The organism is Variovorax sp. 160MFSha2.1 (assembly GCF_048305075.1).
GTDB lineage: Bacteria > Pseudomonadota > Gammaproteobacteria > Burkholderiales > Burkholderiaceae_C > Variovorax > Variovorax guangxiensis.
Window position 1 is genome coordinate 2,929,352 of the sequence record NZ_CP157624.1, and the last position, 19,155, is coordinate 2,948,506.

Annotated in this window: 21 protein-coding genes; 12 read left to right on the top strand and 9 right to left on the bottom strand. The window is 68.1% G+C overall.

The genetic code is table 11. From position 1 onward, the window contains the following. Complete coding sequence (locus ABL838_RS13155) at positions 1 to 924, top strand: YihY/virulence factor BrkB family protein (RefSeq protein WP_126020367.1); 924 nt, start codon at positions 1 to 3, stop codon at positions 922 to 924. 22 nt (positions 925 to 946) lie between these two features. Here the strand turns inward: ABL838_RS13155 and ABL838_RS13160 are convergent, their stop codons facing one another. After that, the gene (locus tag ABL838_RS13160) at positions 947 to 1,504 is read right to left on the bottom strand and encodes a DUF924 family protein (RefSeq protein WP_418125578.1); all 558 of its coding nucleotides are present in this window, start codon (positions 1,502 to 1,504) and stop codon (positions 947 to 949) included. A 116-nt stretch (positions 1,505 to 1,620) separates the two neighbouring features. On the opposite strand from ABL838_RS13160, the gene ABL838_RS13165 reads away from it, so the two are divergent. From ABL838_RS13165 to ABL838_RS13180, 4 genes are all read left to right on the top strand, one after another. Next, on the top strand, positions 1,621 to 2,070 hold the full coding sequence (locus tag ABL838_RS13165) for a CHRD domain-containing protein (RefSeq protein WP_126018886.1): 450 nt from the start codon (positions 1,621 to 1,623) through the stop codon (positions 2,068 to 2,070). A 64-nt stretch (positions 2,071 to 2,134) separates the two neighbouring features. Further along, positions 2,135 to 3,355, top strand: a complete 1,221-nt coding sequence (locus tag ABL838_RS13170) for a patatin-like phospholipase family protein (RefSeq protein WP_418125579.1) — start codon at positions 2,135 to 2,137, stop codon at positions 3,353 to 3,355. 106 nt (positions 3,356 to 3,461) lie between these two features. Next, positions 3,462 to 4,211: an acetoacetate decarboxylase gene (locus ABL838_RS13175; RefSeq protein WP_126018890.1), complete on the top strand. Its 750-nt coding sequence runs from the start codon at positions 3,462 to 3,464 to the stop codon at positions 4,209 to 4,211. Between the two features lie 58 nt (positions 4,212 to 4,269). Continuing rightward, positions 4,270 to 5,052 carry a 3-hydroxybutyrate dehydrogenase gene (locus ABL838_RS13180; RefSeq protein WP_418125580.1) on the top strand — a complete coding sequence of 261 codons (783 nt, stop codon included), beginning with the start codon at positions 4,270 to 4,272 and terminating at the stop codon, positions 5,050 to 5,052. Between the two features lie 105 nt (positions 5,053 to 5,157). Here ABL838_RS13180 and ABL838_RS13185 read toward each other — a convergent pair whose 3' ends face one another. Next, positions 5,158 to 6,108, bottom strand: coding sequence for a bifunctional helix-turn-helix transcriptional regulator/GNAT family N-acetyltransferase (locus tag ABL838_RS13185; RefSeq protein WP_418125862.1), 951 nt, complete (start codon positions 6,106 to 6,108; stop codon positions 5,158 to 5,160). Between the two features lie 158 nt (positions 6,109 to 6,266). On the opposite strand from ABL838_RS13185, the gene ABL838_RS13190 reads away from it, so the two are divergent. Beyond that, positions 6,267 to 8,666, top strand: coding sequence for a YgiQ family radical SAM protein (locus ABL838_RS13190; RefSeq protein WP_418125581.1), 2,400 nt, complete (start codon positions 6,267 to 6,269; stop codon positions 8,664 to 8,666). Between the two features lie 7 nt (positions 8,667 to 8,673). Here ABL838_RS13190 and ABL838_RS13195 read toward each other — a convergent pair whose 3' ends face one another. Both ABL838_RS13195 and ABL838_RS13200 read right to left on the bottom strand, forming a co-directional pair. Next, a complete protein-coding gene (locus ABL838_RS13195) occupies positions 8,674 to 9,303 on the bottom strand; it encodes a DUF1294 domain-containing protein (protein WP_418125582.1) in 630 nt (209 codons plus the stop codon). 17 nt (positions 9,304 to 9,320) lie between these two features. Next, positions 9,321 to 9,701, bottom strand: a complete 381-nt coding sequence (locus tag ABL838_RS13200; RefSeq protein WP_126018897.1) for a tautomerase family protein — start codon at positions 9,699 to 9,701, stop codon at positions 9,321 to 9,323. Positions 9,702 to 9,935: 234 nt separating this feature from the next. On the opposite strand from ABL838_RS13200, the gene ABL838_RS13205 reads away from it, so the two are divergent. Together ABL838_RS13205 and ABL838_RS13210 are read left to right on the top strand one after the other, a co-directional pair. Then, entirely contained in the window at positions 9,936 to 10,853 is a 918-nt protein-coding gene (locus tag ABL838_RS13205) for a DMT family transporter (protein ID WP_418125583.1), read from the top strand. 38 nt (positions 10,854 to 10,891) lie between these two features. After that, on the top strand, positions 10,892 to 11,827 hold the full coding sequence (locus tag ABL838_RS13210; protein WP_369658442.1) for a hypothetical protein: 936 nt from the start codon (positions 10,892 to 10,894) through the stop codon (positions 11,825 to 11,827). Positions 11,828 to 11,842: 15 nt separating this feature from the next. On the opposite strand, the gene ABL838_RS13215 is transcribed toward ABL838_RS13210, so the two are convergent. Further along, positions 11,843 to 12,718 carry a CoA transferase gene (locus ABL838_RS13215; RefSeq protein WP_418125584.1) on the bottom strand — a complete coding sequence of 292 codons (876 nt, stop codon included), beginning with the start codon at positions 12,716 to 12,718 and terminating at the stop codon, positions 11,843 to 11,845. A gap of 141 nt (positions 12,719 to 12,859) precedes the next feature. On the opposite strand from ABL838_RS13215, the gene ABL838_RS13220 reads away from it, so the two are divergent. Beyond that, entirely contained in the window at positions 12,860 to 13,762 is a 903-nt protein-coding gene (locus tag ABL838_RS13220) for an SDR family oxidoreductase (RefSeq protein WP_176668895.1), read from the top strand. Positions 13,763 to 13,779: 17 nt separating this feature from the next. Here ABL838_RS13220 and ABL838_RS13225 read toward each other — a convergent pair whose 3' ends face one another. Further along, a complete protein-coding gene (locus tag ABL838_RS13225) occupies positions 13,780 to 14,238 on the bottom strand; it encodes an Lrp/AsnC family transcriptional regulator (protein WP_418125585.1) in 459 nt (152 codons plus the stop codon). A gap of 128 nt (positions 14,239 to 14,366) precedes the next feature. On the opposite strand from ABL838_RS13225, the gene ABL838_RS13230 reads away from it, so the two are divergent. After that, entirely contained in the window at positions 14,367 to 14,975 is a 609-nt protein-coding gene (locus tag ABL838_RS13230; protein ID WP_418125586.1) for a glutathione S-transferase, read from the top strand. Between the two features lie 6 nt (positions 14,976 to 14,981). On the opposite strand, the gene ABL838_RS13235 is transcribed toward ABL838_RS13230, so the two are convergent. Both ABL838_RS13235 and ABL838_RS13240 read right to left on the bottom strand, forming a co-directional pair. Beyond that, on the bottom strand, positions 14,982 to 15,380 hold the full coding sequence (locus ABL838_RS13235; RefSeq protein ID WP_418125587.1) for a DUF488 domain-containing protein: 399 nt from the start codon (positions 15,378 to 15,380) through the stop codon (positions 14,982 to 14,984). A 33-nt stretch (positions 15,381 to 15,413) separates the two neighbouring features. Next, positions 15,414 to 17,288 (bottom strand): PhoX family protein, encoded by a 1,875-nt coding sequence (locus ABL838_RS13240; RefSeq protein ID WP_418125588.1) that lies wholly within the window; start codon positions 17,286 to 17,288, stop codon positions 15,414 to 15,416. A 98-nt stretch (positions 17,289 to 17,386) separates the two neighbouring features. On the opposite strand from ABL838_RS13240, the gene ABL838_RS13245 reads away from it, so the two are divergent. Both ABL838_RS13245 and ABL838_RS13250 read left to right on the top strand, forming a co-directional pair. Beyond that, a complete protein-coding gene (locus ABL838_RS13245; protein WP_418125589.1) occupies positions 17,387 to 18,217 on the top strand; it encodes a crotonase/enoyl-CoA hydratase family protein in 831 nt (276 codons plus the stop codon). A gap of 369 nt (positions 18,218 to 18,586) precedes the next feature. Further along, positions 18,587 to 18,901 (top strand): hypothetical protein, encoded by a 315-nt coding sequence (locus tag ABL838_RS13250; protein WP_019653070.1) that lies wholly within the window; start codon positions 18,587 to 18,589, stop codon positions 18,899 to 18,901. A gap of 36 nt (positions 18,902 to 18,937) precedes the next feature. Here the strand turns inward: ABL838_RS13250 and ABL838_RS13255 are convergent, their stop codons facing one another. Then, positions 18,938 to 19,153, bottom strand: coding sequence for a hypothetical protein (locus ABL838_RS13255; protein WP_184638519.1), 216 nt, complete (start codon positions 19,151 to 19,153; stop codon positions 18,938 to 18,940). Between the last annotated feature and the right edge of the window lie 2 nt (positions 19,154 to 19,155).

Consider the following 19,155-nt stretch of genomic DNA (forward strand, 5'->3'; position numbering starts at 1 on the left):
ATGGTCACGCAATTGCGCGCGCTCTTCGATCTCTGCCGCCGGGCCTTCAATTCGTGGTCCAACGACTACGCTCCGAGCATGGGCGCGGCGCTGGCCTACTACACGGTGTTCTCGATCGCGCCGCTGCTCTTGATCGTGATCGCTGTGGCGGGCCTGGTCTTCGGGCAGGAGGCCGCGCGCGGCGAGATCTTCGCGCAGCTCTCGGGCCTGATGGGCGAGCAGGGCGCGGCCGCCGTGCAGGGCATGCTCAAGGCCGTGAACAAGCCGACCGAGGGCATCGTGGCCACGGTGGTCGGCATCGGGCTGCTGGTGGTCGGCGCCACCACGGTCTTCGGCGAACTGCAGGATGCGCTCGACCGCATCTGGCGCGCGCCGGCGCGCACCAACACCAAGGGGCTGTTCAACATGCTGCGCGTGCGGCTGCTGTCGTTCAGCATGATCATGGGCATCGGCTTCCTGCTCATGGTGTCGCTGGTGGCGAGCGCGGCGCTCGCGGCGCTGGGCAAGTGGTGGTCGCCGATGTTCGGCGCCTGGGAGACGACGGCGCAGGTCGTCAACTTCGTCTTCAGCTTCGCGATGGTGACGGTGATCTTCGCGATGATCTACAAGATCATGCCGCGCGTGAAGGTGCAGTGGCGCGACGTGTGGGTGGGCGCGGCGGTGACGGCGCTGCTGTTCACCGTGGGCAAGCACCTGATCGGCCTGTACATCGGCAAGAGCAGCGTGGCCTCTGGCTATGGCGCGGCGGGGTCGCTGGTGGTGGTGCTGGTGTGGGTGTACTACTCGGCGCAGATCTTCCTGCTGGGCGCGGAGTTCACCTGGGTCTATGCGCGCACCTATGGCTCGATGAAGGACATGAAGGACCTGCCCGAGCTGAACCCGTCCCCCACGCGCGAAGCGCCGCTGCCGCACAACGACGACTGACCGGCGCTGCCTTGCAGGCGGCTCAGCCTGCGAAGCCGCCTTCGTCCAGGAACTTCTGTTCTTCCGGGGTGCTGGCGCGCCCCAGCATCCTGTTGCGGTGCGGAAAGCGGCCGAAGCGCGCGACGATGTCGCGGTGCAGCACGGCGAAGCGCTGGGTGTTGTCGTCGAGCGCGGCGTTGAGCTCCACCGAGCGCTCCTGCTCGGCCAGCACTTCCGAGTGCATGAAGGGCAGGTAGAAGAAACGTTGCAGCACGGGCTCGCACTGGCGATCGAAGCCCGCCTCGATCGCGGCCTTGGCCACGGCCAGCGCCCGGCCATCGGTGGCCAGCATGTGCGGATTGCCGCGCCAGGCGTTGCGCGGGAACTGGTCGAGCAGCACCAGCAGGGCCAGCGCACCCTGGGCATCGGCCGCCCAGTGGTCGAGCTCGCCGCGGGCTGCGGCCTGGTGGGCTTCGGCGAAGCGGGAGATGAAGTCGGCGTCGAAGGCGTCGTTCTTGGCGAACCAGCGCTCGGGGCCGGCTTCGCTCCAGAAACCGACCACGTCGCGGGCTGAAGGGACTGCAGGGGCTGAAGAAGTCATCGACACATTCTCTTTCAGGTTGTGCACGCCGGGCCAAGTCGGGGCGATGGCCGACAGGAAAGGGTCCAGGGAGCTGCCTATGCTGTGGACGCTTTCACAACCAGGAGATCAAGCTCATGACCCAATATCGCTCTCTTTTGCGTGCGGCTCTCGTCGCCGGCGTTGCCAGCGCCGCGCTGGCCGGCTGCGGAATGATGTCGAAGTCGAACGTCGCGAGCTTCAGCGGTGCGATGAACGCGGCCAGCGAAGTCCCGCCGAACATGACGCGCGGCACCGGCATGGCCGAGGCCTGGCTCAACCGCGACACCAACGTGCTCAAGTACAAGATCACCTACTCCGGCCTGAGCGGCCCGGCCACCATGGCGCACTTCCACGGCCCGGCCGCGGCGGGCGCCAATGCCGGCGTGGTGCTGCCTTTCGCCAACCCGGCCAGCCCGATCGAGGGCCAGGCCACGCTCACGCCGGCACAGGCGGCCGACCTGTCGGCGGGCAAGTGGTACGCCAACATCCATACGGCCGCGAATCCGGGCGGCGAGATCCGCGGGCAGATGCTGCCGAAGATGTGAAATCGTTCCAGGGGCAACAACCCCTGGTCAGGTTTGTGTCTCGGGGGTGGTGTCAAATGAACGCATGACGACGACACCACCGAAGAAGAAAACCCGTGCCGCCTCCACCGCTTCCAGGAAGCCCCTCGACCCCTTCGCCTCGCGCCGCGAGGACATGCGCACCGCCCGCAAGGCGCTGGTGCTGCAGGGCGGGGGCGCGCTCGGCGCCTACCAGGCCGGCGTGTACGCGGCGCTCAGCGAGACCGAGCTGCAGCCGCACTGGATCGCGGGCGTCTCCATCGGCGCCATCAATGCAGCGCTGATCGCGGGCAACGCGCAGGAAAACAGGGTCGACCGGCTGCGCGAGTTCTGGCACCTCGTGTCTTCGGGGCCTTCGCAGCGACTGCCTTCGTGGCTGGGCGACCGGGCCACGCAGAACCAGTACAGCGCCACCATGGCCTCGCTGGTGGGCATTCCCGGCTTCTTCGAACCGCGCTATTCGCCAGCCTTCCTGATGGGCGGCGCCGCGCCGCTTCTGAGCTACTACGACACCTCGCCGCTGAAGTCCACGCTGGAGCGGCTCGTCGACTTCGACCGCATCAACGCCTGCGAGGCCCGCTTCAGCGTGGGCGCGGTGAACCTGCGCACCGGCAACTCGGTGTACTTCGACAACACGCGCCAGCGCATCGGGCCCGAGCACATCATGGCCAGCGGCGCGCTGCCGCCGGGCTTCGCGCCGGTGAGCATCGACGGCGACGACTACTGGGACGGCGGCATCGTCTCGAACACGCCGCTGCAGTACGTCCTCGACACGCACCCGCGCAACGAGCCGCTGGTGGTGCTGCAGGTCGACCTGTTCAACGCGCGCGGCGAAATGCCCCGCACCATGGCGGGCGTGCTGGAGCGGCAGAAGGACATCACCTACTCGAGCCGCACGCGCATGAACACCGACGCGCTGGCCGCCAACATGAACCTGCAGCAGGCGATTGCCGACCTGATCTCCAAGCTGCCCGCCAGCCTGCGCAACGACCCGAGCGTGCACGAGGTGCAGTCGCAGCTCACGCACGAGCCCATCGACATCTTCCACCTGATCTACCGCGACAAGCCCTACGAGCTGGAGTCGAAGGACTACGAGTTCTCGCGCGCCGCGGTGGAAGAGCACTGGGAGGCCGGCGCGCGCGACATGCGCGTGACGCTGGCGCACCCGGAGACGCTGCGCGCCGACGCCACGGTCAACGGCGTGACCACCTTCGACCTCGGCGAGCACGGCTCGGGGCGCGTCAAGCGGCCGGGGTTGTCGCGCTGACTTGTCGGGCCGAGTCGCGCGGCGATTCAGCCCCGGCTAAGAAACCAGCGCGAGACTGGGCCGTCATTTCACCGCTTCAGCTTCACCAGGAGGAAATGTTTGCATCATGAACATTGAAGACGTGCGACGAACGGCATTCGCGATGCCGCTGACCAGTCCGGCCTTTCCGCCAGGGCCTTACCGCTTCATCAGGCGCGAATTCCTGATCATCACGTACCGCACCGACATGGACGCCCTGCGCGCGGTGGTGCCCGAGCCGCTCGAAGTGGTCGAGCCGCTGGTCAAGTACGAATTCATCCGCATGCCCGATTCGACCGGCTTCGGCGACTACACCGAGTCGGGCCAGGTCATCCCGGTGCAACTGCGCACCGCCAAGGGCGTGGAGAAGGGGGCGTACGTGCACGCGATGTACCTGAACGACCATCCGCCCATTGCCGGCGGGCGCGAGCTCTGGGGCTTTCCGAAGAAGCTCGCCTCGCCGGTGCTCGACTACGAGACCGACGTGGTGGTCGGCACGCTCGACTACGGCAAGGTGCGCGTGGCCAAGGCCACGATGGGCTTCAAGCACCGCACGCTCGACCCCGCGCCCATCCTCGCGGGCATCGCGCAGCCGAACTTCCTGCTCAAGATCATTCCGCACGTCGACGGCACGGCCCGCATCTGCGAGCTGGTGCGCTATCACATGGTCGACGTGACGCTGCACGGCGCGTGGGGCGGGCCCGGCTCGCTCGAACTGCATCCGCATGCGCTCGCGCCGGTGGCCGACCTGCCTGTGCGCAAGGTGGAGTCGGCGGTGCACTACATCGCGGACATGACGCTCGCGCTCGGCACCGTCGAACACGATTACCTCGCCTGATTCCTGCTGGCAGCTTCAGGTCGCCGGCTTTCCAACCCCAACCCTCAAGGACATCACCATGCAACTCAAGGACAAGGTCGCCTACATCACCGGCTCGGCCAGCGGCATCGGCAAGGAAATCGCCATCCTGTTCGCGCAGGAAGGCGCCAAGATCATCATCGCCGACCTCAACAAGGAAGCGGCCGACGCCACGGCGGCCGAGCTCAAGGCCACTGGCGCGCAAGCCATCGGCGTAGGCGTGGACGTGACGAACGAAGACCAGGTCAACGCCTCGGTGGAAGAGGGCGCTGCGGCTTTCGGCGGCATCGACATCCTCATCAGCAACGCCGGCATCCAGATCGTGCATCCGGTGGAGGAGTTCAGCTTCGCCGACTGGAAGAAGATGCTGGCCATCCACCTCGACGGCGCCTTCCTCACCACCAAGGCCTGCCTGAAGCACATGTACGCACAGGGCCGCGGCGGCAGCGTGATCTACATGGGCTCGGTGCACTCCAAGGAGGCTTCGCTGCTGAAGGCGCCCTACGTGACGGCCAAGCACGGCCTCATCGGCCTGGCCAAGACGGTCGCGAAGGAAGGCGCCAAGCACGGCGTTCGCGCCAACGTGATCTGCCCTGGCTTCGTGCGCACGCCGCTCGTCGAGAAGCAGATTCCCGAACAGGCGAAGACGCTGGGCATCACCGAGCAGGAAGTCATCAGGAACGTGATGCTGAAGGAGACGGTCGACGGCGAGTTCACGACCACGGAAGACGTGGCGCGCGTGGCGCTGCTGTTCGCAGGGTTCCCGACGAATGCGCTGACCGGGCAGTCGCTGGTAGTGAGCCACGGCTGGTTCATGCAATAACTTTTGCTCGCCCCCAGGCTGCGCGCACTTCGTGTCGCTTCGCCAACCCCCTACCGGGGGCAACACCGGCGGCCCGGCAAAGCCGGTTCCGCGGTGTTCCTGGCACTACAGCTTCAGCTCCCAGGTCTCGCCCACCAGCGGCGTGCCGTATCCCTCATGCGGCTCGGAACCTGTGAGCTCGAAGCCGCGGCTGGCGTAGATGCCGCGTGCAGCGGTCAGGCAGCTGTTGGTCCACAGCACCATCTTGCGGTAGCCCTTCAGGCGCGCGAAGGCGATGCACTCGTCCACCAGCTTGCCGCCCAGCCCCAGCCCGCGCGCTGCGGGCGTGAGGATCAAGAGTCGTAGTTGCGCCACTGTGGCCGACTTGCGCACCACGAAGATCGAGCCGACCCGCTCGCCATTGAGCTCGGCGATCCAGCAGCGCTCCCATTCGGGCTGGAACTTGAGCAGGAACTCGCCTGCGATGTTCGCGACGAGCGCCTCGAAGGTGCTGTTCCAGCCGTATTCGCGCGCATAGATCTCGCCGTGCTGCTGCACGACCCAGCCGATGTCGCCGGGCGCCGGGTCGCGCAGGACGGCGGCCTGCGGCTTCGCGGGCGGCGCCTCGGGGTCGAGCAGCGATTGCACCGTGCCCATGGCGTGCACCAGCTGCTGGCGCTGCGCAGGTGCGAGCGTGGCGAGCAGGGCGGCAGCCTCCTCGCGTGATTTCTGCTGCAGCGGCGCGAACGCGGCATGGCCCGCGTCGGTCAGGCGCAGCACGCTCTGGCGCGCGTCGCGCGGATGCGGCTCGCGCACCAGCCAGCCCTCGTTCTCGAAGCGGCGCAGGATGCGGCTGAGGTAGCCGGCGTCGAGCCCGAGGTCTCGCCCGATCTCGCTCGCGACGGCCGTTTCGCGGTGCGCCAGCTCGTACAGCACGCGTACGTCGGTCAGCGACATGGCGCTGCCAAGGTAGGGGTCCAAGGCGCCGATGCGGCGGGTGTAGAAGCGGTTGAACTGCCGGACCGCCTTGACGGCAGTGGTATCGATGGGCGGCGAAGATGCGGACATAGTTGCCATTGTCATTCAGTTATTTGACTTTGGCAATCAAATTGCCGGGGCATGAGTCCTTCGGGAAAATCCGGTCACAGGTCACACGGGGCGACAGGCATGGTGGAAAACCCTAAAATCGAGGGTTGCCCACAACGGCGCTCCTGCGGCGCTGTCAACTCCCACCGATGAACGCTCCCGTCGACGTCTCCTTCTTCGCGCGTGCCGCCAAGCCGCTGACCAGCTACCGCAAGTACTGGGCGGCGCGTTTCGGCACGGCGAAATTCCTGCCGACCTCGCGCAAGGAGATGGAAGCGCTCGGCTGGGACAGCTGCGACATCATCGTCGTCACGGGCGACGCCTACGTCGACCACCCCAGCTTCGGCATGTCGGTCATCGGCCGCATGCTGGAGGCGCAGGGCTTCCGCGTGGGCATCATCGCGCAGCCCGACTGGCAGAGCGCCGAGCCTTTCAAGGCGCTGGGCAAGCCGAACCTGTTCTTCGGCGTCACCGCCGGCAACATGGATTCGATGATCAACCGCTACACGGCCGACCGGAAGATCCGCAGCGACGATGCCTACACGCCCGGCGACGTCGGCGGCGCTCGCCCCGACCGTGCGGCCATCGTGTATTCGCAGCGCTGCAAGGAAGCCTGGAACGACGTGCCGATCATCCTCGGCGGCATCGAAGGCTCGCTGCGCCGCATCGCCCACTACGACTACTGGTCGGACAAGGTGCGCCGCTCCATCGTGGTCGACGCCAAGTGCGACCTGCTGCTGTACGGCAACGCCGAGCGCGCCATCGTCGAGATCGCGCACCGCCTGGCGGCCAAGGAGCTGGTGCAGCAGATCACCGACGTGCGCGGCACCGCCTTCGTGCGCCGCGAAACGCCTGAGGGCTGGTTCGAGATCGACTCCACCAGCGTCGACGAGCCCGGCCGCGTCGAGGCGCATGTCAATCCGTACCTGATGGTGTCCGACCAGGCCAAGGCCAACGGCGCTACCTGTGTGAAGGAAGACGAGGCCGAGGCAGTCGCGAAGGCAGCCGAGGCTGCGGGCTCTCCGGCCGTCAACCCCGCCATCAAGCCGCTGAACTTCGTGCCGAACCCCGCGCTGCAGGGCAAGGGCAAGACCAAGGTGCCGCCGCGCGAGCGCTCGGTGATCCGCCTGCCTTCGTACGAGCAGGTGCGCAGCGACCCGGTGCTCTATGCGCACGCCAACCGCGTGCTGCACCTGGAGACCAACCCCGGCAACGCCCGCGCGCTGGTGCAGGCGCACGGCGAAGGCACCACGGCGCGCGACGTGTGGATCAACCCGCCGCCCATTCCGCTGACCACGGCCGAGATGGACCACGTGTTCGACCTGCCGTACGCGCGCAGCCCGCATCCGCGCTACGCCGACGAGAACGGCAGCCACGACGGCGCGACCAAGATCCCCGCGTGGGAAATGATCCGCTTCAGCGTGAACATCATGCGCGGCTGCTTCGGCGGCTGCACCTTCTGCTCGATCACCGAGCACGAGGGCCGCATCATCCAGAGCCGCTCGGAAGACTCGATCATCAAGGAGGTCGAGGCCATCCGCGACTCGGTGAAGGGCTTCACCGGCACCATCTCCGACCTCGGCGGCCCCACGGCCAACATGTACCGCATCGGCTGCAAGTCGCCCGAGATCGAGGCCGCCTGCCGCAAGCCGAGCTGCGTGTACCCGGGCATCTGCCAGAACCTCAACACCAACCACGACCCGCTCATCAAGATCTACCGCCGGGCGCGCGCGCTCAGGGGCATCAAGAAGATCCTGATCGGCTCCGGCCTGCGCTACGACCTGGCCGTGCAGTCGCCCGAGTACGTGAAGGAGCTGGTGCAGCACCACGTCGGCGGCTATCTCAAGATCGCGCCCGAGCACACCGAGCAGGGCCCGCTCACGAAGATGATGAAGCCCGGCATCGGCAGCTACGACAAGTTCAAGCAGATGTTCGAGAAGTACTCGGCCGAGGCGGGCAAGAAGCAGTACCTCATCCCGTACTTCATCGCCGCGCATCCGGGCACCAGCGACGAGGACATGATGAACCTCGCGATCTGGCTCAAGAAGAACGGCTTCCGCGCCGACCAGGTGCAGACCTTCTACCCGAGCCCGATGGCCACGGCCACCGCGATGTACCACTCCAACCGCAACCCGCTGCGCAAGATCACGCGCGAGAGCGAGACGGTGGACATCGTGCGCGGCGACAAGCGCCGCCGCCTGCACAAGGCCTTCCTGCGGTACCACGACGCCAACAACTGGCCGCTGCTGCGCGAGGCCCTCAAGAGCATGGGCCGCGCCGACCTGATCGGCAACGGCAAGCACCACCTCATCCCGACCTGGCAGCCGCTGACCGATGGCGGCTACACCAGCGCGCGGCGCAAGAACTCGACGGCGGCTCCGGCAACCGCCAAGGCCGCACCGGTCAAGCTGGCACCGGTGAAGCCCTCCAAGGGCCGCATCCTCACGCAGCACACCGGCCTGCCGCCGCGCGACAACGGTTCGGGTTCGGGGCCAGCCACGCGCAAATCGGCCGGCCCGGTGCGCGGCAACATCCGCAAGCCGCGCTGAGCGGCGCCTACAGCGCCGGCACGAGCTTGCCGACCCAGGCTCCGACGGCCGCCAAGTGCGCCAGCACGGTGGCCCAGTAGACGGCCATGAAGTTTGTCTTGCTCACCTTGTGGCGGAACAGCCGCTGCGCGATCCACGCGCCTGGCCAGCCGCCGGCCAGCGATAGCAGGTGCAAGGTGTTCTCCTCAGTACGCCAGCGGCCCGCCTGAGCCGCGTTCTTGTCGAAGCCGTAGACGAAGAAGGTCAGCAGGCTGAGCAGCAGCAACACGCCGAGCGCGATCGGCGGGATTCGCCCGGTCCACACGCCGTAGCCGAGCAGCGCGGCGTACCCGACGAGCAGCAGCGCCATCGGCAGCGAGGACGAGGCTGAACGGGGAGAGCGACGTTGCGGTTGCTGCTGCTGGCGTCGTTGCGGGCGCTGCTGCTGTGCTCCGGCTGCTCGGACCACCACCGCGCGCGGCCCCTTGCCGCCCACATGGATCTCCTCGAAATCCAGCCGCATGCCGACCTGCGGCGCAGTGCCACGTTCCGAGAAGTCGCGCAGGTGCACGAACACGTCGGCGGAGATTTCGGGACAGCGGATGAAGCCGAAGCCCCGGTCCTTCTCCCATCGAACGAGCGTGCCCTGGCGTTTCATCGCCGGGATTCTCGCCGCTATGCGTACTGCATCTCCCCATTGCCGAAGGACCAGTTCTCCTTCGCCACCTCGACAAGGTTGATGAACACGTCCTCGCGCCGGATGCCCAGCTGGCCGTGCAGGTCGTCGGCCACGCGCCTGTAGAAGGCCTTCTTCATCTCGGTGGTGCGCCCCTGGTTCAGCGTGATCTGGATCAGCACGAAGCCCGGCGAATACGTCACGCCGAGGTAGCTCGCCGGATGCACCAGTTCGTGCGGGGCATGCCGCGTGATGACCTGGAACTTGTCGTGCTCCGGCACGTTGATGGTGTCCCGCATGGCCTGGTAGACGAGGTCCCCGATGGCCGGGCCCAGGGTTTCGGGGCTGTCGCTGGAAAGCTCGATCCGCACGAGTGGCATGTGCTGTTCCTTGAAAAAGTCTTGGACGCATAAGATACGCGACATGGTCCGCCATCTTTCTCCCCCGTCCGTCGTCCGCTGCTGAAGCGCGCCTCGCGCTCAGACCCAAGCGGTTGCCGCCAGCCCCGTGCCTCCTCGGCCGGCCGGCGGCTCGGATGGTCACGCCCGCTGCCTGAACCCCGGTCCTGAAGCGACCGGCCATGGCGGGGCGTCATGGAGAAAGAACTTTCATCAATGAACGCAAGAACGTCTGCCGCCCTGGCCTGGGGCGGCGTGCTGCTGGCTGGCGCCCTCTGGGGCGGTGGTGCGCTGGTGGCGCAATTCCTGATCGATGGCGGCATCGCGCCGCAGAGCCTGTCGCTGGCGCGCTTCGCCCTCGGGCTGCCGTTGCTGTGGTGGCTACATTGGCGGGCGCCGGCGATGCCCGGTGCCGGCTGGGCCGATCTGAGCAGCCGGGAGCGGTCGCAGATGCTCGCCACGGGCGCCGCAATGGCGCTCAACGTGAGCTGCTGGTTCGCCGGCATCGTGCACCTGGGGGCGGCGCTGCCAACCGTCATCTCGATCTGCTGCGCGCCGGTGATCGTCACGCTGGTGTCGGTGATGCGGGGCTATGAGCGCCTCGGCCGCAGGCTGATCGCCGGCCTGCTGCTCGCGCTGGCCGGCGTGCTGCTGCTGGTGATGCTCGCCGGAGGATGGGGCCCGCTGGCCCCGGGGCATGCGGCCGGCGTCGCCTGGTCGCTGGGCTCTGCTTTCTGCTACGCGATGGTGGTGCTGGGCAACGCGCGCATGCCGGCGCGGGTGCCGGCCGTCACGGCCTCGGCCTGGGGGATGACGGCCGCGGCGTTCTGCATGCTGGCCGTGGCGCTGCCTTCGGGCATCACCTGGCCGTCCGGCGGCGCTCAATGGCTGGGCGTGGGCTACACGGGCGTGGTGACGACCTCGGTGGCCTACCTGGCCTTCGCCTGGGGCGCGCGGCGCCTGTCGCCGACGGCGGCGGTGGTCGGCACGCTGATCGAGCCGCTGGTGGCAGCCTTGCTGGCGGCGGCACTGTTCTCGCAGGCGATGACGCCGCGCCAGTGGGCCGGGGCCTTGCTGCTGGCCGGCGCGATGCTGCTGCTGGTGCGGCGCAGCAAGCCGGCGCAGTCCGACTGAAGGCGAGGGCGGGGCGGTCCGTTGTATGGTGTGGCCCCATGAGCAGCACCATGAGCACCGTGAGCAGTTCGCCCCACCCGCCGGCTCCATGGACACGCATCCTGGCTGCTGCGGCGCTGCTGCTTTTCGCGGCCTGCCCGATGCAGTCTTCGTTCGCGGCCCCGGCGGAGAACTCTTCCGCCCAGGCGCTGCGCGCCACCTACCAGCGCCTGAGCGACAAGCTGAACCGCAGCAGCTTCGGCCGGCCCGTGCAGCTCGATTCCATGGAGACGGCGGACGGCCTCCAGGGCGACGTCTACGCCGTGGTCGAGCATCCGCTCGCCGAGATCAGCACCGCACTCAAAGGCTCCGCGCATTGGTGCGAGGTGCTGACCCTGCACGTCAACAACCGGCGCTGCAGCGTCGCCAGCGGCCCTCAGGGAAGCGAGATGCTCACGCTCTATGTGGTGCGGCGCTACGACAAGCCTGTCGACCAGGCCTTCGAGCTGCCCTTCGTCTACCGGGTCAGCGGCAATTCGCCCGATCACCTGCTGGTGGAGCTTTCCGCCGAAAGCGGCCCGCTAGGCACCAGCAACTACCGAGTGACGCTCGAGGCGGTAGCGCTCGACGAGCGCAAGAGCTTCCTGCACTTCAGCTACAGCTACGACCACAACACGATGGTGCGGCTGGGCACCATGGCCTACCTGGCGACCTTCGGCAGCGACAAGGTGGGCTTCACCGTGGTCGGCAAGACGCCCGAGGGCCAGCCCGACTACATCCGCGGCCTGCGCGGGCTGGTGGAGCGCAATGCGATGCGCTACTTCCTGACGCTCGACGCCTACCTCTCGGCGCCGGGGCCGGACCAGGCCGAGCGCCGCCAGCGCCGATGGTTCGCGGGTGCCGAGCAGTACCCGCGCCAGCTGCACGAGATCGATCTGGACACGTATCTCGCGCTCAAGCGCGAAGACCGGCAGCGCGACGGCGCCGCCCGCTGAGCCCGATCTGCCGGATCAGTCAGCCAGCGTGAGCAGCGGCACGTCGCGCTCGCGGCTCATGGCTTCGAGTTCGGCACGTGTGCGCGTCAGCAGCCAGGCCGCCAGCGCCTCGCGCGTGGCCGGCGCCAGCATGTCGCGCGAGGCGATCTGCGCGGCCTCGCAGAGCCGCTTCGCGAAATGCGGCTCCAGCGCCGCCATCGCCACGCGGCCGTCGGCGCAGGGATAGACGCGGTAGCCCGCATGCGCGCCGCCGACCGTGCCCGAAGGCTGCGTCAGGCCCCAGGTGCGCGGCAGGGCGAGCCAGTCGGCCGAGGCGTTCAGTGCAACCTCCAGGTACACGCCGCCCGCCTTTCGCGAGCGCAGCAGCATGGCCTTGAGCACCGCCTCGCTGGCGAGCAGGGCGCCGCCCATGTCGGCGTAGAGCGTGGGCGGCAGTTCGGTGCCGGTGACGAGGCCGCTTTCGGCGAGGTAGGTCAGGTCGTGGCCCGGCTCCTCGGCGCGCTCGCCCGGCGCGCCGACGATGGCCACCTGCGACAGCGAGGGATGGCGCGCCTGCAGCGTGGCCCAGTCGAGCTTGAGCTTGGCGAGCGCCGAGGGGCGGAACGAGGTGAGCAGCACGTCGGTGGAGGCAAGCTCGGCGTGCAGCTGCTGCTGGCCGGCCTCGGTCTTCAGGTCGAGGGCGCGGATCTCGATGCCCTCGTGCAGCGCGGCGTAGGCCGGGCGGTTGTAGAGCCCCATCGGATCGCCGCCCGGCGGCTCCAGCTTCAGGCAGGTGGCGCCCATTCGGCGGCAGCGCAGCAGCGCGGCGGGCCCGGGCAGGTTCAGCGCGAGGCTGAGGACGCGAACGCCCTCCAGCGGTGCGAAGGCTTGATCGTCGGCGGGGCTCGGCATCGGTCGTCGTCTCCGGAAGAATCGTTTCGCGCATTCTCGCCCGAGGGGCGGAGCCACCTCACGCAAGCCGCGAAAGCACGGCACGCGTAGCATGTGCCGGTGGCGGCGCGTGCCGCCTCTCATCGACGAAGGAGACGATTGATGTTCGAGACTTCCCTCATGAGCGGCCAGCGCATCCTGGTGACCGGCGGCGGCACCGGCCTCGGCCGGGCGATGGCCGAGCGCTTCCTGAGCCTCGGCGCCGACGTGGCCATCTGCGGCCGTCGCCAGTCGGTCTGCGAGGAGACGGCGGCCGAGTGGCGCAAGCAGTTTCCGCAGCGGCGCATCGACACCTTCGGCGTGGACATCCGCATCGCCCAGCAGGTCGACGAGATGGTCGAGAGCCTGTTCCAGAGCGGCGGCCTCACGGGGCTGGTGAACAACGCCGCGGGCAACTTCGTCTCGCCCACCGAGGCCCTCTCGCCGCGCGCCTTCGACGCCATCGCCAACATCGTGTTCCACGGCAGCTTCTACGTGACGCAGGCGGTGGGCAAGCGCTGGGTGGCGCAGGCGAAGTCGGGCGAGTGGAAGCAGGGCGACGCCTTCCGCAGCGTGATGAGCATCATCGTCACCTGGGTCGACAACGGCAGCCCCTATGTGGTGCCCTCGGCCATGAGCAAGGCCGGCATCGAGGTCATGACCAAGTCGCTCGCGGTCGAATGGGCGCGCCACGGCATTCGCCTGAATGCGGTCGGCCCCGGCGAGATTCCGACCGAAGGCATGAGCAAGCGCCTGAACCCCGGCGAGGAGCCCGGCGCGCGCAGCAAGCAGAACAACCCGATGGCGCGCACCGGCCGCATGAGCGAGCTGCAGAACCTCGCTTCCTTCCTGATGGCGCCGGGCCAGTGCGACTGGCTCACCGGCCAGAGCATCATGATGGACGGCGGCAACGCGCTGGCCACCGGTGGCAACTTCTACGAGCTGCGCCAGTGGAGCGACGCCGACTGGCTGGCCGCGCGCGAACGCATCGAGGCGCAGAACCAGAAGGACAAGGCGCAGCGCTGAAGGCTGCCGTCTATCGCCTATTTCTTCGGCGGCCTGGCCGCGTGCACGGTGACCCGCTTGTTCACCGGGCTCGACAGCACCAGCGAAGTCGTCACCGATCCATCGACCGCCAGCGCGTCCACCACGCGCTCCAGGTCGGCCGGCTCGGCGATCGCGCAGCGCACGAAGAAGCAGTCTTCGCCGGTCACGCGGTCGGCGCTCAGCACCTCGGGCATGGCCTCGAACAGCTTCAGGTACCTGGCGATGCCCGCATGCGTGGTGTCGATGCGGATGATGGCCTGCAGCCCCACGCCCAGCGCGCGCAGGTTGACGCGCGCGCCGTAGCCCTCGATCACGCCGGCCTCTTCCAGCTTGCGCACACGCTCGCTCATCGCCGGCTGCGACAGGCCGATGCGCTTGCCGATGGCGGCCAGGCTCTGGCGCGCGTCGGTCTGCAGCGCTTCGAGGATCAGGCGGTCTTTCTTGTCGATGTTCATGGAAGAGGTCGGTGGGGAGGGGCGCGGCCGATGTTTGATCGGTCCGCGAGCGCGATTTTCGATGGATTGCCATTCAACGATCGTGGCGGCGCCGCTATCGTGAGGCCCGTCTTTCAGGAGAACACCCAATGCAACTCGTCGGCATGCTCGACTCGCCCTACGTGCGGCGCACCGCCATCTCGCTGCGCCTGCTCGGCATTCCCTTCGAACACCGCTCGATCTCCGTCTTCAGCACCTTCGAGCAGTTCAGCGCCATCAACCCGGTGGTCAAGGCGCCCACGCTGGTCTGCGACGACGGCTCGGTGCTGATGGATTCGACGCTCATCATCGACTACGCCCAGGCTCTCAGCGGGCGCAGCCTGCTGCCGGCGGATCTGCCACAGCGGCTGCGCGAACTGCGCCTCACCGGGCTCGCGCTCGCGGCGTGCGAGAAGACGGTGCAGATCGTCTACGAGCGCAAACTGCGTCCGGCCGAGAAGCTGCACCAGCCGTGGATGGACCGTGTGCAGGGCCAGCTCGCCGCAGCGTATTCGGCGCTCGAAGGGGAGCTCGCTGCCGAGCCCCTGTCGGCCAGCGAAGAGACGATGACGCAGGCGGGCATTTCGACGGCCGTGGCCTGGGCGTTCACGCAGTTGATGACGCCCGATGCGATTTCGCCGAACGACTTCCCGATGCTTGCCGCGTACTCCGCGCAGGCAGAGCGGCTGCCGGTTTTCGTCGGCGCGCCGATGGTCTGAGCGGAATCAGTCGGCGATCTTCGCGCCGCGCTCCGCGAGCAGGCTGCGCAGCACCGAGCGGTGGCAGCGCGATTCCTCCTCGCAGTAGCAGCCCACCGAGAGTGATGCGCCGTGCGACAGCGCGGCCAGCAGGTCGAGGCTGCGGCTCGCATCGGGCTCGGCCATCTCGGACTTGAACTTGCGCACGAAGGCGTTCCACTGCGCGGGCGATTCCTCTTTCTGGGCTTCCTGTGCCTGCTTCATCGCCTCGACGGAGGGCGCGAGGTTGGGATACCACACGTCGTACCAGTCCTGCGAAGCGAACTCGGTCTTCGGAACGCCGCGCGGCGGACGGCGCACGGTGCCGACGCGCAAGCCTTCGCCGGGAGCGCGGGGAGTGCCGAGGCGGACGATGCGGATGCTCATGGTGGGTTTCCCTTTTCTCTGCTGGTGCTTGTCTCAGGTGCCGACGATACCGCCGTCGCGCCGCCGTATCGCCAGCGTCGCCGAGCGCGGCCGGGCGCTGCCCGGCGTGGTGCCGTCGGGCCAGGCGCTGTTGGGTTTTGTGTCGCCGTCGTCGCGTGCCTCGCCCGGGTGCTGGATGTTGACGAACAGCGTGCGGCGGTCGGGCGTGACCACGCAGCCTGTGATCTCGCAGCCGTTGGGTCCGGTCAGGAAGCGCTTGATGCGGCCCGAGGCCGGGTCGGCGCACAGCATCTGGTTGTTGCCCAGCGCGGTGTAGGGCGGCTTGCCGATCACCTGGCCGCTCATGTCGGTCTGGATCCAGAGCAGGCCGCCGCGGTCGAAGTGCAGGCCATCGGGGGCGCCGAAGGCGTCGGCGCTGGCCGAGGGGTAGCGCGCGCCGCTGCCGGGTTGCGCGGGGTCGCCCGCCAGCGCGAAGTGGTCCCAGGCGAAGCCCGTGGCGGCGGCATCGCCCGCGTCCTCGCGCCAGCGCAGGATGCCGCCGAAGAGGTTGTTGGCACGCGGGTTGGCCGCATCGGGAGCGGGCTTGCCGGCGTCGCCGCGCTGGCTGTTGTTGGTGAGCGTGACGTAGACCTCGCCGCTTTGCGGATGGATGGCGATCCATTCGGGGCGGTCCATCTTCGTGGCGCCGACCTGGTCGCCCGCCAGCCGCGCGTGGATCAGCACCTCCGCCTGGTCGGCGAAGCCGTTGGCCGCGTCCAGGCCGTTGCGTCCGTGCGTGAGCTCGAGCCACTGGCCGCGGCCGCCGGCGTCGTAGCGCGCGGCATAGAGCGTGCCTTCGTCGAGCAGGTGGCGGTTGGCCGCTCGCGCGGCAGCGTCGGTGCCGGGGCGCACCTTGTCGCGGCTGACGAACTTGTAGATGTATTCGAAGCGCGAGTCGTCGCCCATGTAGACCACCAGGCGGCCGTCCTTCGCGACGGTGCAGGTGGCGCTTTCCTGGCGCTTGCGGCCCAGCGCGGTGCGCTTGACGGGCGTGGCCGTCGGGTCGAACGGGTCGATCTCGACCACCCAGCCGAAGCGGTGCGGCTCGTTCGGATGGCGGCTCACGTCGAAGCGCTCGTCGAAGCGCCAGTACTCGACCCACTGCGAGCCGGCCACCGTGCCGTAGCGGCGCTGGGCCGGCGTGGCGTTGCGGGCCGCGTCCTTCGGGCCGCCGAAGTAGCCGTGGAAGTTCTCCTCGCAGGTGAGGTAGGTGCCCCACGGCGTGACGCCCATCGCGCAGTTGGCGAAGGTGCCGAAGACAGCGTCGCCGGCCGGATCGGCCGTGGTGCGCATCAGCGGCGTGCCTGCGGCGGGGCCTGCAATGCGCATCGGCGTGCTGCCGTGCACGCGTCGTGCGAAGGGCGAGGGCAGCACCTGCTGCCAGCCCTTGTCGGTGCGCCGGATCTCGATCACCGAGACGCCCATGGCATGCAGCGACTTGCGGACCTTTCCGGCGGTCCATTCCTTCACGCCGTCGGTGTGCAGCAGCTGCTCGTCGGTGTACTCGTGGTTCATCGCCAGCAGGCCGCGCTCGCCGCTCGCATCGAGCGCGAAGAAGTGCATGCCGTCGTGGTGCATGCCGGCCTGCACGGCCTGGTCGTCGGCGCTGTTGCTCGCGTCGGGCGCGAAGCTCGGCATGCGGTTCGCGACGCCGGTGGGCGTGCCCCAGGGGTAGAGCAGCTGCCATTCGTATTCGGGAGGCACCACGATGCCGTCGCGCAGCGACGCCGGTACGCCGGTGAAGCCCAGCGCCTCTCCGGAGCGAGCGGATGCGGGAGCCGACGTCGAGGCGCAGCCCTGTCCGAACAACGCGACCACGGCGGCGGCCGAACCCGATTGAATGAGAAAGTGGCGGCGGTCCAGGGGCATGGCGGAGATGTTTGCGGTGTTGTGTTGGCGACAGGCGCCATCATCGCCTGAGCCCGTGCCCGGCGATACTGGTGCGGCAACCGCACAGGAGACATCGAATGACCGATCGCATCGAACGCACCCGCCACGCCGACGGCGTGGTCGAACTGCATCTTTCGCGCGCCGACAAGATGAACGCGCTCGATCCTGCGATGTTCGATGCGCTCATCGAGGCCGGCGAGGCGCTGCGTGAAGACAAGGCGGTGCGCGCGGTGGTGATCTCGGGCCGCGGCAAGGCCTTCTGCGCGGGGCTCGACATGGCTTCGTTCGAACGCATGCAGCAGCAGGACGCGGGCGCCAGCGTGCTGGGCGAGGGCGCCGCCGGCGCCGACCTGGTGGTGCGCACGCATGGCATCTCGAATGCCGCGCAGCAGGTCGCGATGGTCTGGCGCGAGGTGCCGGTGCCAGTGATCGCCGCAGTGCACGGCGTGGCCTTCGGCGGCGGCCTGCAGGTGGCGCTGGGGGCTGACATCCGCATCGTCGCGCCCGACACCAAGCTCTCGGTGATGGAGATCAAATGGGGCCTGGTGCCCGACATGGCCGGCATGGTGCTGATGCGCGAACTCGCGCGCAGCGACGTGGTGCGCGAACTCACCTTCACCGGCCGTATCTTCTCGGGCGAGGAGGCGCTGCGCCTGGGCTTCGCCACCCGCGTCAGCGCGGACCCGCTGGCCGAGGCGCTGCAGATGGCGCACGAGATTGCCGGCAAGAGCCCGGACGCGATCCGCGCGGGCAAGCGGCTGCTGAACGCATCGCTCTCGCAGAGCGCGGCCGAACTGCTGCGGGCCGAGTCGGTGGAGCAGAAGGCGCTGATCGGCAGCCCGAACCAGGTCGAGGCCGTGAAGGCCAACATCGAGCGGCGCGCGCCGCGCTTCAGCGCGCCGGGTTGACGGCCGGCGGGGCGCCCCGCGTGAAATCCATCGCTGCCGGGTGAACGGCCGGGCGGGTATTCCCCAGCCCGCCAACGCCGTTCTTCGCGCACCCTCGCATCCCCCGTCTTGCGCGGGCGCGGTTACATCTGCGCCTTCTGTTCGGCCGACCCTTCAATTCGGGCCGGAACAGCCGAAAACATCAAAAATCCCACTCGGTGTATCTTTATGTAAGAATAAAGTGGTTGTTTTATGGGGCAAAACCATGCGGATGGAGACAATTTGTGTGCAGAAGGTCACGTCTCCTCCGTTGATAGCTCCTGCGGAGGATGGCTCCAGACAGCTCACTCATTAACAATTGAACGCTTTGCCTAGCGACGGCGATCCTGCATGTCGACGACCACGTTTTTCTGTAACCTCAGCGTGCCCATCCTGGTGGGCGAGGATCGCTACAAGTACGTCCCCATCGTGGGAGTCTTCCGAAGCATTCCGTTCGATCAAGTCGATGAATGGGTGATGCACCCCGACGGCCGGCCGCGCAGCGACCGCGAACTGGCGGCCGAAGTCCTTGTTGAGATCCGCAAGCCGCTCGGCTCGAGTGGACGCACGGCGCCGCACGCCTTCGACGTCGCGGACATCCTGCAGCTCGACCGGGCCGCGGCGATCGTCGTGTCCACCTTCCTTGCGGCGCTCCCGCGCGTCTGAAGACGCCGCAGAGCCTTCAATTCCCTCGATCCTTCTTCAGTCGCACCTGAAGAGCACGCCGCTGCCCGGCGTGGTCGGTGCGTCGGCCTGCGTCAGGAACCGGATCGGGTTCCCGTCGATACGGCAATAGGCCTCCGCTTCCTGCTGGCTCGCAGCCCTGAAGACACCATCGTTGAGACGCTGCACGCCGGTTTGCGGCGTTGCGCAGCTGACGATGAGCAATAGGAGAGAGGCTGGCAGCAGGCGGCGCATGA